At 65.6% G+C, this 15,632-nt stretch carries 20 protein-coding genes; 15 read left to right on the top strand and 5 right to left on the bottom strand.

Going from position 1 to position 15,632, the window contains the following annotated elements; translation table 11 throughout:
* Positions 1-21: 21 nt before the first annotated feature.
* The 15 genes from hisB to EV698_RS08675 all read left to right on the top strand — a co-directional run bounded on the left by hisB (position 22) and on the right by EV698_RS08675 (position 12,777).
* Positions 22-615, top strand: coding sequence for an imidazoleglycerol-phosphate dehydratase HisB (gene hisB, locus EV698_RS08745; RefSeq protein ID WP_130503694.1), 594 nt, complete (start codon positions 22-24; stop codon positions 613-615).
* The gene (gene hisH, locus EV698_RS08740) at positions 612-1,247 is read left to right on the top strand and encodes an imidazole glycerol phosphate synthase subunit HisH (protein WP_130503693.1); all 636 of its coding nucleotides are present in this window, start codon (positions 612-614) and stop codon (positions 1,245-1,247) included. Before hisB ends, hisH begins: the two co-directional genes overlap by 4 nt.
* Positions 1,238-1,981: a 1-(5-phosphoribosyl)-5-[(5-phosphoribosylamino)methylideneamino]imidazole-4-carboxamide isomerase gene (gene hisA / locus EV698_RS08735; protein WP_130503692.1), complete on the top strand. Its 744-nt coding sequence runs from the start codon at positions 1,238-1,240 to the stop codon at positions 1,979-1,981. Before hisH ends, hisA begins: the two co-directional genes overlap by 10 nt.
* 2 nt (positions 1,982-1,983) lie before the next feature.
* The gene (gene hisF / locus EV698_RS08730; protein ID WP_130503691.1) at positions 1,984-2,754 is read left to right on the top strand and encodes an imidazole glycerol phosphate synthase subunit HisF; all 771 of its coding nucleotides are present in this window, start codon (positions 1,984-1,986) and stop codon (positions 2,752-2,754) included.
* Positions 2,754-3,149, top strand: coding sequence for a phosphoribosyl-AMP cyclohydrolase (gene hisI, locus EV698_RS08725; protein WP_130503690.1), 396 nt, complete (start codon positions 2,754-2,756; stop codon positions 3,147-3,149). The genes hisF and hisI overlap by 1 nt, the downstream gene beginning before the upstream one ends.
* Positions 3,142-3,462: a phosphoribosyl-ATP diphosphatase gene (locus tag EV698_RS08720; RefSeq protein WP_130503689.1), complete on the top strand. Its 321-nt coding sequence runs from the start codon at positions 3,142-3,144 to the stop codon at positions 3,460-3,462. The genes hisI and EV698_RS08720 overlap by 8 nt, the downstream gene beginning before the upstream one ends.
* A 41-nt stretch (positions 3,463-3,503) precedes the next feature.
* A complete protein-coding gene (tatA, locus tag EV698_RS10420) occupies positions 3,504-3,788 on the top strand; it encodes a twin-arginine translocase TatA/TatE family subunit (RefSeq protein ID WP_130503688.1) in 285 nt (94 codons plus the stop codon).
* A 19-nt stretch (positions 3,789-3,807) separates the two neighbouring features.
* Positions 3,808-4,131: a Sec-independent protein translocase protein TatB gene (gene tatB / locus EV698_RS08710; protein WP_130503687.1), complete on the top strand. Its 324-nt coding sequence runs from the start codon at positions 3,808-3,810 to the stop codon at positions 4,129-4,131.
* The gene (gene tatC, locus EV698_RS08705; protein ID WP_130503686.1) at positions 4,128-4,907 is read left to right on the top strand and encodes a twin-arginine translocase subunit TatC; all 780 of its coding nucleotides are present in this window, start codon (positions 4,128-4,130) and stop codon (positions 4,905-4,907) included. The genes tatB and tatC overlap by 4 nt, the downstream gene beginning before the upstream one ends.
* 191 nt (positions 4,908-5,098) lie before the next feature.
* Positions 5,099-7,936: a 2-oxoglutarate dehydrogenase E1 component gene (locus tag EV698_RS08700; RefSeq protein WP_130503685.1), complete on the top strand. Its 2,838-nt coding sequence runs from the start codon at positions 5,099-5,101 to the stop codon at positions 7,934-7,936.
* Positions 7,937-7,954: 18 nt separating this feature from the next.
* Positions 7,955-9,271: a 2-oxoglutarate dehydrogenase complex dihydrolipoyllysine-residue succinyltransferase gene (gene odhB, locus EV698_RS08695; protein WP_130503684.1), complete on the top strand. Its 1,317-nt coding sequence runs from the start codon at positions 7,955-7,957 to the stop codon at positions 9,269-9,271.
* A 23-nt stretch (positions 9,272-9,294) separates the two neighbouring features.
* Positions 9,295-10,716 (top strand): dihydrolipoyl dehydrogenase, encoded by a 1,422-nt coding sequence (gene lpdA, locus EV698_RS08690; protein ID WP_130503683.1) that lies wholly within the window; start codon positions 9,295-9,297, stop codon positions 10,714-10,716.
* Between the two features lie 62 nt (positions 10,717-10,778).
* Positions 10,779-11,582 carry a co-chaperone DjlA gene (gene djlA, locus EV698_RS08685; RefSeq protein ID WP_130503682.1) on the top strand — a complete coding sequence of 268 codons (804 nt, stop codon included), beginning with the start codon at positions 10,779-10,781 and terminating at the stop codon, positions 11,580-11,582.
* Positions 11,583-11,614: 32 nt separating this feature from the next.
* Positions 11,615-12,184, top strand: coding sequence for a cytochrome b (locus EV698_RS08680; RefSeq protein ID WP_130503681.1), 570 nt, complete (start codon positions 11,615-11,617; stop codon positions 12,182-12,184).
* 2 nt (positions 12,185-12,186) lie between these two features.
* Entirely contained in the window at positions 12,187-12,777 is a 591-nt protein-coding gene (locus EV698_RS08675; RefSeq protein ID WP_130503680.1) for a YceI family protein, read from the top strand.
* On the opposite strand, the gene EV698_RS08670 is transcribed toward EV698_RS08675, so the two are convergent.
* Genes EV698_RS08670 through EV698_RS08650 form a run of 5 tightly spaced genes read right to left on the bottom strand, consistent with a single transcriptional unit; the run spans position 12,763 to position 15,574 of the window.
* Positions 12,763-13,482: an LrgB family protein gene (locus EV698_RS08670; RefSeq protein ID WP_130503679.1), complete on the bottom strand. Its 720-nt coding sequence runs from the start codon at positions 13,480-13,482 to the stop codon at positions 12,763-12,765. The genes EV698_RS08675 and EV698_RS08670 overlap by 15 nt on opposite strands.
* On the bottom strand, positions 13,482-13,835 hold the full coding sequence (locus EV698_RS08665) for a CidA/LrgA family protein (protein WP_130503678.1): 354 nt from the start codon (positions 13,833-13,835) through the stop codon (positions 13,482-13,484). The genes EV698_RS08670 and EV698_RS08665 overlap by 1 nt, the downstream gene beginning before the upstream one ends.
* Positions 13,835-14,329 carry a J domain-containing protein gene (locus EV698_RS08660; protein ID WP_130503677.1) on the bottom strand — a complete coding sequence of 165 codons (495 nt, stop codon included), beginning with the start codon at positions 14,327-14,329 and terminating at the stop codon, positions 13,835-13,837. The genes EV698_RS08665 and EV698_RS08660 overlap by 1 nt, the downstream gene beginning before the upstream one ends.
* Entirely contained in the window at positions 14,326-14,517 is a 192-nt protein-coding gene (locus EV698_RS08655) for an oxidoreductase-like domain-containing protein (RefSeq protein WP_239016245.1), read from the bottom strand. The genes EV698_RS08660 and EV698_RS08655 overlap by 4 nt, the downstream gene beginning before the upstream one ends.
* A gap of 7 nt (positions 14,518-14,524) precedes the next feature.
* Positions 14,525-15,574, bottom strand: coding sequence for an AI-2E family transporter (locus EV698_RS08650; protein ID WP_130504072.1), 1,050 nt, complete (start codon positions 15,572-15,574; stop codon positions 14,525-14,527).
* Between the last annotated feature and the right edge of the window lie 58 nt (positions 15,575-15,632).

Genomic DNA, 15,632 nt, shown 5'->3' with positions numbered 1-15,632 from the left:
CACAGTCAGGGCACCCAAGGCATGAGCGAACGCAAGGCAACTATCAAGCGGGACACGCTCGAGACCCGGATCCAGCTCAGCCTGGATCTGGATGGGTCCGGTGCGGGGACGCGTCGCACGGGCGTCGGGTTTTTCGATCACATGCTCGATCAGATCGCCCGTCACGGCCTGTTTGATCTGGATGTCGCCGCGACCGGTGATTTGCACATCGACGCCCATCACACGGTCGAGGACGTGGGTATCGCCCTGGGGCAGGCATTCGCCGCCGCCCTGGGGGAGAAGCGCGGGCTCGTTCGCTACGGGCATGCCTTCTGCCCCCTCGACGAGGCGCTCTCGCGCGTGGTGGTGGATCTGTCCGGGCGTCCGGGGCTCTACTTTCGGGCGAGCTTCCCGACGGCGCGGATCGGCGAGTTCGATACCGAGCTGGTGCGGGAGTTCTGGCAGGGGTTTGCCAGCCAGGCCGCGGTCACGCTGCACATGGACGCCCTGTACGGGGAGAATGCCCACCACATCGCTGAGACCCTGTTCAAGGCCGCGGGCCGGGCACTGCGCACGGCCTGCAGTACCGATCCGCGACTCGGCAATGAGCTGCCCTCCACCAAGGGCGCGCTATGATCGCGGTTATCGACTACGGCATGGGGAACCTGCGTTCCGTGGAACGGGCGCTTACCCATGTCGGTGCAACTTCGGTCCGGGTCACCGACGACCCGGCGGTCATCGATGCCGCCGATCGGGTGGTGTTTCCGGGTCAGGGCGCGGTGCGCGACTGCATGAGTGCCCTGCACCGCTACGAGTTGGTCGATGTGCTGGGGCGCGTGATGCAGGATCGCCCGTTTCTCGGGATCTGCATGGGCATGCAGGCGCTGATGACCCGCAGCGACGAGAACGAAGGGGTCGAGGCGCTGGGTTACTTCGCCGGGACAGTGCGCCACTTCCGGGTCCTTACCGCCCACGATCCGCGGCTGAAGATCCCGCACATGGGCTGGAACCGCCTGACGCAGACCCGGTCCCACCCGTTGTTCGCCGGTATCGAGCCGGGGACGCGGTTCTATTTCGTGCACAGCTACTATGTCGAACCGGCGGACGCGTCGATCGTCCAGGGTGAGAGCGACTACGGTGCGGTGTTTGCCGCGGCCATCGGTGCCGCCAACGTCTTCGCCACGCAGTTTCACCCCGAGAAGAGCCAGGCGCCCGGATTGCGGCTGCTCAAGAATTTCCTTGCCTGGGATGGAGAACCATGCAACTGATACCCGCCATTGATCTGAAGAATGGCAAATGCGTCCGGCTGCGCCAGGGGCGCATGGTGGACGAGACGGTGTTCTCGGATGACCCGCTCGCTGTCGCGGCCGGCTGGGTGGAGGCCGGTGCGCGGCGTCTGCACCTGGTCGACCTCGATGGGGCGCTGGCGGGCTTTCCCGTGAACGCCGATCTGATCGGCCGGATTGCCGAGTCCCACCCCGATGTCGAGGTACAGGTCGGGGGTGGCCTGCGCAGCTTCGAGGTTATCCAGACTTACCTCGACGTCGGTGTGAACTACGTCATCATCGGCACCCAGGCCGTGCGCACGCCATCCTTCGTCGACGAGGCCTGCCTCGAGTTCCCGGGCCGGATCATGGTCGGGCTCGACGCCCGCGAGGGCCGGGTAGCCACCGATGGCTGGGAGAGTGTCTCGGATATCGCCGCGAGTGACCTTGCACGGCGGTTCGAGGATGCCGGCGTCAACGCCATTGTCTTTACCGATATCGGTCGCGACGGAATGATGCGCGGGACCAATGTCGAGGCAACGGCCGATCTTGCCCGCTCCATCGACATCCCGGTGATCGCCTCCGGCGGTGTCACGGACCTCGACGATGTGCGCGCCCTCTGCCGGGTCGCCGACTCCGGTATCAGTGGTGCCATTGTCGGCCGGGCGCTCTATGAGGGCCGAATCGATCTGGCCGAGGCCCAGCGGCTCGCCGACGAATCCGCTGCGGGGCGCTGAGTATGGGGGTCGCCCGCCGAATTATCCCCTGTCTCGATATCAATGCCGGCCGGGTGGTGAAGGGTGTCCAGTTCGTCGACATCCGTGATGCGGGTGATCCGGTGGAGATCGCCCGCCGTTACGACCGGGCCGGCGCCGATGAGTTGACGTTCCTCGATATCACCGCCAGCCACGAGGAGCGCGATACGCTGGTTCACACCGTCGAGGCGGTGGCCTCGGAGGTGTTCATCCCGCTCACCGTCGGCGGGGGTATTCGCTCGGTGGCCGATGTGCGCCGGATGCTCAATGCCGGGGCCGACAAGGTCTCCATCAATACCGCCGCGATCCGCGACCCGTCCCTGGTCAGCGACGCCGCGGCCCGGTTCGGCTCGCAGTGCATCGTGGTGGCGGTGGACGCCAAGCGCAGCGGTGGTACCGAGGCCGACCCGCGCTGGGAGGTATTCACCCATGGTGGCCGTCACCCCACGGGGCTCGACGCCGTGGAGTGGGCCCGGCGCATGGCCGATGCGGGGGCGGGCGAGCTGCTGGTGACCAGCATGGATCGCGACGGTACGCGCATCGGCTTCGACAACGCCCTCAACCGCACGATCTCCGAGCAGGCGGGCGTGCCACTGATCGCCTCGGGCGGGGTCGGCAACCTGCAACACCTGGTCGACGGGGTGATCGAAGGGCAGGCGGATGCCGTGCTTGCGGCAAGCATTTTCCATTTCGGTGAATACACCATTGCCGAGGCGAAGGCCTACATGGCCGATGCCGGTATCGAGGTACGCTAATGGGCTGGCTGGATGAAATCACGTGGAACGCCGATGGACTGATCCCCGTCATCGCGCAGGATGCGATGGATGGTCGTGTGCTCATGATGGCCTGGATGAGCCGCGGGACACTGGAGACCACGCGGGACATCGGTGAGGCGGTGTACTGGTCGCGGTCGCGGCAGCGGCCCTGGCACAAGGGCGAGTCTTCCGGCAACGTTCAGCGCGTGCGCGATATCGCGCTCGACTGCGATGGTGACACCCTGTTGCTGCAGGTCGAACAGGCCGGCGATGTGGCCTGCCACACGGGGCGGCGGAGCTGCTTCTACCGGACGCTCGACGGGGATGGCTGGCAGGTGACCGACGCCGTACGACGCAATCCGTCGGAGATGTATGGGGGAACGAACGATGAGTAACGATATACTTCGGCGGCTCGACGGTGTGCTGGCGGAGCGGCGGCAGGCCGATCCGGCGGACTCCTACGTGGCGGGGCTGCATGCCGGCGGCATCGATCGCATTCTTCGCAAGCTGGGCGAGGAGTGCACGGAGACGGTTGTCGCATCGAAGAACGGCGAGTGCGACGCCATTGTTTCTGAAACCGCGGATCTGTGGTTCCATAGCCTTGTCATGCTCTCGCACCACGGGCTCGATTCCGGGTCGGTGCTTGCCGAGCTTGAGCGCCGCTTCGGGCTCTCGGGGGTCGCTGAAAAGGCGGCGCGGGGCAAATAAGGGCAATAGTGCCGACTGGCACGCGCTGGAGGTAATTCGATATGGGTCCTGGTGGAATCAGTCCCTGGTCTCTTTTGTTGATACTGGTCATTGTGCTGCTGCTGTTCGGCACCAAGAAGCTGCGTAACGTCGGCACCGATCTCGGCGGAGCGCTCAAGGGGTTCAAGAGCGCCATGAGCGACGGCGAGAAGGCGGCGAAGGACGCGCAGGAGGGCGAGGAGAGCCGCGAGGGCCTCGAGGCCGACGACGATACCTCGAGTGCTTCGTCCTCGACCGCCCGGCGCGAGCAGGTAAAGGACAAGGATCAGTCCGGCGGCAACACCTGAGCGCTGGAGGAACGCGTCCATGCTGGATGTCAGCTTCTGGGAGCTGCTGATCATCGGGGCGATCGCCCTTGTGGTCGTCGGCCCCGAGCGCCTGCCCCGCCTTATGCGAACAATGGGGCTCTGGGCCGGACGGGCGCGGGCGTCGTTCCAGTCGATTCGTGACGAGGTGGAGCGCGAGGTCAACGTCGACAGCGTTCGGGAGACCCGTCGTGCCATCGATCGCGAGGCCAGCGAGGCCAGGCGCAGCGTCACCGATGCGGTGGGCCAGGTTGAAAAACCGGCGGACGCGACGGACAAGGCAGAGGCATCGACGCCCGGAGATGACGGGGATAAACCCCGGTGAGTGATCCGGCAAGCAATTCAAACCCGAGTGACGAAGATCGTCCGCTGCTGACCCATCTGCTCGAGCTGCGCACGCGTCTGCTCTACTCGGGTGGCTGCGTCCTGATCCTGTTCCTGGCGGTCTATCCGTTTCGTGAACCGCTCTATACCGCGCTCGCGAATCCGCTGATGGCCGTCCTGCCCGAGGGCACTTCGATGATCGCCACCCAGGTGGCGACGCCGTTCCTGATCCCGCTCAAGGTCGCCCTCGCCGGTTCGTTCTTCCTCAGTATTCCGTTCCTGCTCTACCAGCTGTGGGCGTTCGTGGCGCCCGGGCTCTACCGCCACGAGAAACGCCTGATCTGGCCGCTGGTTCTCTCCAGTGTCGTGCTCTTCTACCTGGGAATGGCCTTCGCCTATTTCGTGGTGTTCCCGCTGGTGTTCCAGTTCTTTGCCTCGGCGACGCCGGACGGGGTCGCGATGATGACGGATATCGGCGAATACCTGTCCTTCATCATGACGCTGTTTTTCGCCTTCGGCGCTTCCTTCGAGGTCCCGGTCGCCACCATCCTGCTGGTGCGCAGCGGCGCGACGACGCGCCAGGCGCTGGCGGCCAAGCGGCCATTCGTGATTGTCGGTGCCTTCACCATCGGAATGCTGCTGACGCCGCCGGATATCATTTCGCAGATCCTGCTGGCGGTGCCGGTGTGGTTACTCTTCGAGCTGGGGATCTTCTTCTCCCGCTGGTTCGAGTCGACGCCCCGCGATCGCCCTCCGTCCAGTGTGGACGACGGCTAGCCAGCGACGTCCCGCCGGGCATTTTGCTGACCTCGGGGTCAGAATTGGTGGTGGTCGCGGAGAGTGCCGTTATGCAGTGGCCCTGCAGGCCGTCGTAACTCCCCATTGCCGTTGCGTTTAATAGGGCTCCGGGTTATTTTGAACTCACGCCACAAAACGGCTTTCCCACCGCAGATGCCAGGTAAACTCCAATGAGTGGTACCTTCGAACAATCGCTTAGTCACTCCTACCTCAACGGTGCCAACGCCACCTTCATCGAGGCACTGTACGAGAAATATCTCTACGATCCCGACACGGTCGAACCGCGCTGGCGAGAATACTTCCGCGACCTGGAGGCGCTGGATCCGAGATCCGGACGCGATGTCCCGCACACACCCATCCGGGAGGCCTTCGAGGAAATCGGCCGGAGCAGCCGACGGGGGCGTGCGCAGATCGCCAGCGACGGCATGGACGCCATGGCCGCGCAGAAGCAGGCGGCGGTGCTGCGCCTGATCAATGCCTACCGGGTGCGCGGCCACCAGCATGCGGATACCGACCCGCTGCACTTGCGTGAACGCCCGCAGGTGCCCGACCTGGACCCCGCGTTCCACGGCCTGACCGATGCCGATCTCGATACCGCGTTCAACACCGGCTCCCTTGCCGCGCCCGATCGCCTGACCCTGCGCGAGATCATTGACCTGGTGCAGCGGGTCTATGCCGACAAGATCGGCTCCGAGTACATGCATATCACCGATACCGCGCAGAAGCGCTGGATCCAGGAGCGCCTCGAGAAACCACTGGCTCGCCCGCAGCTGAGTAACGACGAGAAAAAGGCATTGCTCAGCCGCCTGACGGCCGCCGAAGGCATCGAGAAGTACCTCAACAGCAAGTATGTCGGCCAGAAGCGGTTTTCCCTCGAGGGCGGCGAGGCCACGATCCCGATCCTCGACGAGCTCGTGCAGCGTGGCGGGCGTGACGGTGTCGAGGAAATGGTCCTCGGCATGGCGCACCGCGGGCGCCTGAACGTGCTCATCAACATCATGGGCAAGTCCCCGACGGAGCTGTTCGCGGAGTTCGAGGGCGACCACGCGCCCGAACACGCCAGCGCCGGCGACGTGAAGTATCACATGGGCTATTCGTCGGACATCGATACGCCCGGCGGTCCGCTGCACCTCGCGCTCGCCTTCAACCCCTCGCATCTGGAGATCGTCAATCCGGTGGTCGAGGGGTCGGCCCGGGCGCGCATGCACCGCCATAACGACGAGGATGGCCGATCGGTGCTGCCGGTGCTTATCCACGGCGATGCGGCCATGGCCGGGCAGGGCGTCGTCATGGAGACCCTGCAGCTCTCCCAGGCGCGGGGCTTCTACACCGGCGGCACGGTCCACCTGGTGATCAACAACCAGATCGGGTTTACCACCTCCAACCCGCTGGACACCCGCTCGACGTTCTACTGCACCGAAGTGGCGAAGATGGTGCAGGCGCCGATCTTCCACGTGAACGGTGACGATCCCGAGGCCGTGCTGTTCGTGACGCAGCTGGCGATGGACTACCGGCGCGAATTCCATGCCGACGTGGTCATTGATCTCGTCTGCTATCGGCGCCACGGCCATAACGAGGCGGACGAGCCGTCGGCAACCCAGCCGATGATGTATCGGAAGATCAAGGCGCGTCCGTCGGTACGCAAGCTCTACGCCGACCAGCTCACCGAGGAAGGCGTCATCGACCAGGATGGCGCGCGGGTCATGGAGCGGGAATACCGCGATGCGCTCGACGCCGCCGAGGTCGTGGCGCCCGGTGCCCTCGAGGAACAGGACAACGAGTTCACCGTGGACTGGTCGCCCTACTTCGATGCCACCTGGGACGAGCCGGTGGACACCACCCTGTCGGTGGATCGGATCCGTGCGCTCCAGGAAAAGCTGCAGTGGCTCCCGGAGGGCTTCGAGCTCAATCCCCGCGTCGCCTCGGTCATGGAGAGTCGGCGCAAGATGGCGGCGGGTGCGCTGGCGATGGACTGGGGTTTCGCCGAGACCATGGCCTACGCCGGACTGCTCGAGCAGGGGCATTCGGTGCGCCTGACCGGACAGGACTCCGGGCGGGGCACGTTCTTCCACCGCAACTCGGTGCTCCACAACGCCGTGGACGGGTCGACGCATACGCCGCTCAAGACGATCCCCGAGGACCGCGACGATTTCACGGTGATCGACTCGCTGCTCTCCGAGGAGGCCGTGCTCGGCTTCGAGTACGGTTATGCGACGGCCGATCCGCAGACGATGGTGATCTGGGAGGCCCAGTTCGGCGACTTCAGCAACGGCGCGCAGGTGCTGATCGATCAGTTCATCGCCTCCGGCGAGACCAAGTGGGGTCGGCTCTGCGGTCTGACGCTGTATCTGCCGCATGGCTACGAGGGTCAGGGGCCCGAGCACTCCTCGGCGCGTATCGAGCGGTTTCTGCAGCTCTGCGCCGAGCAGAATATCCAGGTCTGCATCCCGTCCACGCCGGCCCAGTTCTTCCACATGATCCGTCGACAGATGCTTCGCCACTGGCGCAAGCCGCTGGTGGTAATGACGCCCAAGAGTCTGCTGCGGCACAAGCTCTCCACCTCGGTGCTCGATGACCTCTCGGGCGGTCACTTCCGGGTGGTGATCGATGATACCGAGGGGGTCCGGCCGGGCAATGTCCAGCGGGTCGTGCTCTGCAGCGGCAAGGTCTATTACGACCTGCTCGAGGAGCGCCGCCGTCAGGAGCGCAGCGATGTGGCCCTGATCCGCATCGAGCAGCTCTACCCGTTTCCCGAGGCGCAGCTCTCGGCGCTTCTCAAGCGGCGTTACAAGACGGTCAAGTCGGTGGTCTGGTGCCAGGAGGAGCCGAAAAACCAGGGCGCCTGGTACCAGGTCTACCACCACCTCACCCAGTGCATCACCCGCGAGCAGAAACTCACCTATGCCGGTCGCGAGCCACTGGCGTCACCGGCGGTGGGTTATGCCAAGGTGCACTACGAACAGCAGCGCCGCCTGGTGGCGGACGCGCTCGGCAAGATTCACGGATAAAAAAAGAGCGAGGAGTCGATGAGCACCGAAGTCAAAGTACCGGCACTGCCGGAATCGGTGAGTGAGGCCACGGTCGTTACGTGGCACAAACAACCGGGGGAGGCGGTCGAGCGTGACGAGAATCTCGTCGACCTGGAAACCGACAAGGTCGTCCTGGAGGTACCGGCTCCCGAAGACGGTGTGCTCGGCGAGATCCTCAAGCCCGAGGGCGAGACGGTGACGGCCGGCGAGGTCGTCGCGGTGCTCGGAGAGGCCGCCGCCGGCGGTGCGGCCGCCCAGCCGGTGGCCGAGTCGACTCCCGCGCCGGCGAACGAAGCCCCTGCCGACGCCCCCGCCGCGTCCGGGGAAGGCGAAATGCGGTCGCTGAGCCCCGCGGTTCGCACGCTGGTCGATGAAAACGACCTCGACGCCCGACAGATCACCCCCACGGGCCGGAACGGACGTATCCTCAAGGAGGATGTGCTGCGCCACATGCAGCAGGGTGGAGACGCATCGGCGGCGCCCGCGCCGACCCCGGCACCGGCCCCGGCCCCGGCCCCGCAGTCAGGTCCGGCGCCCGAGCCCGAGCCTGCATCGGCGCCCAGCACCCCCGCCGCGCCGACGCCCGCACCGGCCGCCGCTGTACCGACCGGCGATCGCGAGGAGCGCCGGGTGCCGATGACCCGGCTGCGCCAGCGCATCGCGCAGCGGCTGGTCGAGGCGCAGCAGACCGCCGCCATGCTGACCACCTTCAACGAGGTCAACATGCAGCCGGTGATGGATCTTCGCGCCCGTCACAAGGACAGCTTCCTGAAGACCCATGACACCAAGCTCGGTTTCATGTCGTTCTTCGTCAAGGCGGCGGTCGAGGCGCTCAAGCGCTTTCCCAATGTCAACGCCTCCATCGACGGCAATGACATCCTCTACCACGGTTACTACGATGTCGGTATCGCCGTTTCCACCGAGCGTGGCTTGATGGTGCCGGTGCTGCGTGACGCGGATCAGCTGTCGTTCGCCGAGATCGAGATCGCGATTGCCGACTTCGGCCAGCGCGCGCAGGCCGGCAAGATCGGTATCGAGGAACTCACCGGCGGGACCTTCACCATCACCAACGGCGGCATCTTCGGTTCGCTGGTCTCGACGCCCATCCTCAATCCGCCGCAGAGCGGGATCATGGGCATGCACAAGATCCAGGAGCGCCCGGTGGCCGAAAACGGCCAGGTGGTCGTACGACCGATGATGTACCTGGCGCACTCCTACGATCATCGCATTGTCGATGGCAAGGATGCGGTCCAGTTCCTCGTCACCATCAAGGACATGCTTGAAGACCCCGCGCGCCTTCTGCTCGAGGTCTGATACCAACGAATCCGGGAGTCATCATGGCGAACTCATACGACGTCATCGTTATCGGGGCCGGTCCGGCCGGCTATGTAGGGGCGATTCGCTGCGCGCAGCTGGGCATGCGGGTGGCGGTCATCGACGAGTACCGGCGCAAGGACGGTGAGCCGTCCCTCGGCGGCACCTGCCTGAACGTCGGGTGTATCCCCTCTAAGGCGCTGCTCGATTCGTCCGAGCACTTCCATCGCGTCCAGTCCGGGCTGAGCCAGCACGGCATCAAGGTGGAGGGCGCGAGCCTCGACGTCCCGCAGATGCTCAAGCGCAAGGATAAGGTGGTATCGGATCTGACCGGCGGCATCAAGCAGCTGTTCAAGGCCAACGACATCGAGTGGCTGCAGGGGCACGGCAAACTGCTCGCCGATCGCCAGGTCGCATTCACGCCGCACAAGGGCAAGGAAAAGACCCTCACGGCCGATAGCGTGATCCTCGCCACCGGCTCCCGTCCCATCGAGATCGGAGCGGCCCCCCTGTCCGGTGACCGTATCGTCAACTCCACCGGGGCGCAGGAGTTCCAGGAAGTGCCCAAACGGCTGGGTGTCATTGGCGCCGGTGTGATCGGTCTGGAGATGGGCAGTGTCTGGAACCGCCTCGGCTCCAAGGTGGTGATGCTCGAGGCGCAGGATTCCTTCCTGACGCCCGTTGACCAGCAGGTCGCCCGCGAGGCGCTGAAGCTGTTCGCCAAACAGGGCCTGGAAATCCGGATGGGCTGCCGTGTCACCGAGACCCGGGATGGCAAGAACATCAGCGTCCACTACGAGGACAAGGACGGGAAACAGACCCTCCAGGTCGATCGACTGGTCGTGTCTGTGGGGCGGCGCCCCAATACCGATGGGCTGGCGTCGGATGACGCCGACCTGCTGACCGATGAGCGTGGGTTCGTTCACGTCAATGACGAGTGCGAGACGAATATCCCCGGTGTCTATGCCGTCGGAGACGTCGTACGCGGCCCCATGCTGGCGCACAAGGGCTCCGAAGAGGGCGTCATGGTGGCGGAGCGCATCGCGGGCCATGCCGGCCACGTCAACTACGACACCATCCCCTGGGTGATTTACACCGACCCGGAGATCGCCTGGGTGGGACGCACCGAGGCGCAGCTCAAGGCCGCGGGTATTCCCCATCGCAGCGGGACGTTCGGGTTCGGTGCCACGGGACGGGCGCGGGCCATGGATCAGTCCGACGGTATGGTCAAGGTCATCGCCCACGCCGAGACGGACCGCATCCTGGGTGTCCACATGGTGGGGCCGCAGGCCAGTGAGCTGATCGCCGAGGCCACGCTTGCGATGGAGTACGAGGCCAGCGCCGAGGATCTGGCGCGTACCATCCATGCCCATCCGACCCTGTCCGAGGCGGTGCACGAGGCGGCGCTCGCCGTGGACAAGCGCGCCATCCACAAGGCGAACTAGCGCGGCGCTGTTCTTTGCATCCATCCATGGACGTCTGGAGGCGGTAACGGCATCCTTACGCCATGAATATCTGGATCGGGAAAATCCTCGGCGCCGTGTTCGGGGGACTCGCCGGCGGCTGGATCGGTGCGCTGATCGGCCTCGTCATTGGCAACTTCTTTGACCGGGGCCTCGCCCGCAAGGCCGCAGGAGGCCTGGGCGGTGTCTTCGGCGGCGGGGGATCGGGCCATCGCCAGATGGTCCACGCCGCTTTCTTTCGCAGTGTGTTCGTGGTCATGGGCCATGTCTGCAAGGCCGACGGGCGGGTCAGCGAGGCCGAGATCCGCGTCGCCAACCAGGTTATGGCGCGCATGGATCTCAACCCGACGCAGCGCGAGGAGGCGATCAGCTACTTCAGCGCCGGACGTGACGGCGAGGCCGATCTGGACCAGACGCTGGAAGAGTTCCGCCGCTACTGCCGGGGCCATGTCCAGCTGGTCCGCGTCTTCCTCGAGATCCAGATCCAGGCGGCCCTTGCCGACGGTAAGTTCGACGATGCCGAGCGCGACATGCTGCGTCGCATCGCCCTGGGGCTGGGTCTCTCGGAGGAGGATTTCGCCCGGCTCGAGACCATGATGGGCGGACAGGCCGCCAACCAGTCAGGGACCGAGTCGGAGCTCGAGAACGCCTACGACACCCTGGGGGTCTCTTCGGATGCCAGCGACGCGGAGGTCAAAAAGGCCTGGCGCAAGCTCATGAGCGAGCACCACCCCGACAAGCTCGTCGCCAAGGGATTGCCGGAGGAAATGATGCGGATCGCCAAGGAGCGCGCCCAGGATATCCAGAAGGCCTATGACACCATCAAGACGGCCCGGGGCATGCGCTGAACCGAGTCTGCTACTGCGAGGTCTGAGGGTTGATGATCGCTGTACGCAACACCGCTACGTTCTGGGGCGCCGGTGCTCAACTGCTGCACTGGCTCATGGCGGCCGGGATCGCCACCTCGATGGTGCTCGGGTGGATCATGGTGAACATGCCGGCGGGTGCCGCACAGTTCCAGCTCTACTCGCTGCACAAGAGCCTGGGCATTACGCTCCTGGCACTGGTGGTGCTGCGACTGGTCTGGCGCTGGATCAACATCACGCCGCCGCTGCCGGATACGTTGCCGCGTCATGAGAAATGGCTCGCGAAGGCCGGGCATCGCTCGCTGTACGCGCTGATGCTGCTCATGCCGCTCTCGGGCTACGTCATCAACTCCGCTGCCAATTTCCCGCTCAATGTCTTCGGGCTGGTCCAGATCCCCAATCTGACCCCGGCTAGCGAGTCACTGGGGGGGCTAGCGAGCACCCTGCATCTGACCTTTTTCTGGGGCTTCGTGGTCGTGCTTACTGCCCATATCGGCGGTGCACTGCGACACCACTTCGTCCTTCGCGACAACATTCTCCGACGCATGCTGCCCGTGCGCCATGGTTCGGAGAAGAGGGATTAACCATGACTCAGCGCTTTGTTCGCATGACGAACCGGCTGATCGCCGCCGGGCTGACAGCCACCGTGATGATCGGCGCCCCCGCCCCCGCCCTGGCCGCTACCCAGTGGACGGTGGTCGATGAGGACAGCCGGCTCGGCTTCGAGGCGACCCAGCAGGGCGGGGAGTTCGAGGGCCGATTCGAGTCCTTCGACGCGGATCTGCGTTTCTCCGCCGACGATCTCCCGGGCAGCCGGTTCGACGTACGCATCCGGACCGGCAGTGTCGAGACCGGAAGCTCCCAGCGCGACTCGGCCCTGCCGGGTGAAGACTGGTTCAACGTCGATGCATTCCCCGAAGCGACCTATGTCGCCGACGAGATAACCTCGACCGCGGAGGGCTACGAGGCGGCCGGCACGCTCACCATTCGCGAGAACACCCATCCGGTAACGCTGCCGTTTACCTGGGAGACCGATGGCAATCGGGCGTTCATGGACGGCTCGGTGGTCATCGACCGGACCCGCTTCGGCGTTGGCCAGGGTGACTGGAGCGATCCATCGGTATCGGACCACGAGGTGCGCGTGGTTGTCGATCTCACCTTGTCAAAGGCCCAGTAACCAGGCGACCAGCGGCGCCAGCAGCGCGGTCAGGGTGGCGTTGAGCCCCATCCCCAGTCCCGCGTAGGCGCCTGTCGGCTGGCCGTGCTGAAACGCCCGGGCGGTGGCGATGCCATGCCCGGCTACGCCCATCGCGAATCCTTTTACTGTCCCGTCGCGCTCGCCTATCAGCCGTAGCAAAGGGATGCCCGCCACTGCGACGGTAATCCCGGTCATGATGACGAAAACGGCCGTCAGCGAGGCCTCGCCCCCGAGTTTCTCCGCGACGCCGATGGCGATCGGTGTCGTCGCCGACTTGGGCATCAGCGAGAGCAACGTGGTCGGCCCCAGTCCCAGCGCATAGCCGATGGCAACGGCGCTGCCGATGGCGGTGACCGAGCCCACGCCCAGCGCCACCACGATCGGCAGCCACTGGCGCTGGAGTCGCGGCAGCTGCTCGTAGAGGGGAATGGCCAGCAGCACGGTCACGGGTCCGAGCAGGAAGTGGACGAACTGCGCCCCCTCGAAGTAGGTGTCGTAGCTCGTGTCGGTTGCCAGCAACAGCAGCACGGTCGCCACGACCGCGATCAGGACCGGGTTGAGCAGCGGAAACCGGCGGCTGGTGGCGAACAGCCACTGCGCCAGTGCATAGGTCGTGACGGTTACCGTCAGCCAGAGCAGGGGTTGCTCCTCGAGATAGGCCCAGACCTGGAAAAACCCCTCCACTAAGAACCCTCCATGTCTCGCCGCCGGAGCAGAAGGCGGAGTGTTACCGCGGTTGCCAGAAGGCTGATCAGGGTGCTCGCAACCACCGTTATGGATACCGCCAGCCACCGGTCCGCGAGCAGACCCAGGTAGCTGATCACCCCCACCCCGGCCGGGATGAACAGCAGCGAGAGATGACCGATCAGGGTCTCGGCGAGGCGCGAGAGCGGTTCGGGCGGTCCGCCGCGCAGTGCCAGAACACCGACCAGCAGGAGCATCCCGATGACGGGGCCCGGGACGGGGGCGCCGGTCAGCCGGACCATTACCTCGCCGACGAGCTGCAGTGAGAGCACCAGAGCAATCATGCCGGCCATCAGCGTCGCCCCCCGAGCAGGACATCGCGCGCCTCGTTGAGGCGTGCCGCCAGGTAGTCGGTGCCACCACGATCCGGGTGCAGCCGCTGCATCAGTCGTCGATGCGCGGCGAGTACCTCCTCGCGGTCGGCGTCGGCTTCGACGCCCAGCAGCTCGCCGGCCTCCTCGCGGGTCATGCGGCCGTTACGCGAAGCGGGTCGCTGACCGTCGGTGTCGGTTTCGTCCCCCTGTTTGCCGCGGCGACGCCCGGTGAGCCGTGCCACCAGTGGCAGAAAGCGGAGCAGTGGCGCGAGGCGCCAGATCACCGGCAGGGCGGCACTGATGGCCGCGAAAATCCAGTTGAGCCGGCCGCTGATGGCCAGCACGATGGCGACGACGGCGATTGCGCCGAGGATGAAGATCGGTGCCCGCGCGCGCAGCCATTGCCGGAATCGGGGCGAGAGCAGGAACGCCAGCGCGAGGATGATCAGTAGCAGGCTGAACAGGCGCATCATCGGCCCGTATCTCCCGCCGGGTCATGTCCGGCCGCGCGATTCTCGGCCTCGATGGCCTCGCAGCGCGTTCGCCAGCGCTCCAGCCGCTGGTCGTAGAGATCGAAGACACAGGGATCACAGCCGCTACCGCAACACTCGTCCAGATCGGGCTCGCGCGGCGGTGGCGGGAGCGGTTTGGGCTTGGACATCATTCCCCTATCCGGTGACGAAGGCATGGGCGTGGCGCAGCAAAACGGCGATGACGGCGGCGATGGGAAGCGCGAGGAGCACCCCCGCGAAGCCGAACAACTGGCCACCGGCGAGCACCGCGAAGATCACGACAACCGGATGCAGACCGATCCGGTCGCCGACGAACAGCGGCGTGAACACTACCGACTCCAGCATCTGCCCGGCGCCGTAGACGCCCCATACCAGTAGTAACGGGAGCAGCCAGTCGTTGAACTGGAACAGCGTCGCGATTGTTGCCGCGGCGATACCGACGATAAAGCCGAGATAGGGTACAACGGCGGCCAGCCCCGAGAGCAGCCCGATCAACAGGCCCAGCTGGATACCGACGAGCCACAGCCCCAGCGCGTAGAAAAGGCCGAGCAGGATCATCACCAGCAGCTGACCGCGCAGAAACGCGCCCACCACCTCGTCGCATTCCCGGGCGAGCCCTGCCACCGTGTCGCGCCAGGCATCGGGCACCAGTGCAAGGCTGGCGGCGAGGACATTGTTCCAGTCCCGAAGCAGGTAGAACGCCACCACCGGCACCAGGGCGAGGCTCGCCAGTGCCCCCGCCAGCGCGAAGCCCGATGCGGTGACGCGCTGGAGGATACCGGCGGCGACGTTGCCGGTGGACTGCCAGTGGGCGGACAGGGTGTCGCGAATGACGTCGAGATCAAGCAGCGAGGCATCGACGCCGAGTGCCGCTTCGAGCCAGGGCAATGCCCGGGTCTGGGCCCATTCGAGCATTGCCGGTAGCTGGGACTGCAGCGTCCCGATCTGACGGCCCACCAGCGGAATGAGCATCAGCGTCACCGCCACGGCGAGCGCCGTGAGCGCGAGAAAGACCAGGCTGACCGACACGGTCCGGTTGAGGCCGATTCGCTGGAGCCGACTGGCCAGCGGATTACCGAGGTAGGCGAGCAGTGCGCCCGCCAGGAACGGGGTGAGGATCGGCTGCAGCCAGTAGACGAGAAAGCCGGTCAGCACCAGCAGGGCGAGACCGAGCGCACTCCGGTAGATCCGCATCGCATCATTCATGCAGCGAGGATAGCGAACCGCGGCCGCCAACGCAGCCACAGGATACAACCAGCGGCAA

The organism is Spiribacter vilamensis (assembly GCF_004217415.1).
GTDB classification, from domain to species: Bacteria; Pseudomonadota; Gammaproteobacteria; order Nitrococcales; family Nitrococcaceae; genus Spiribacter; species Spiribacter vilamensis.
Note: the sequence above shows the minus strand (reverse complement) of the source record. Positions and strands in the feature narration are given on the sequence as shown.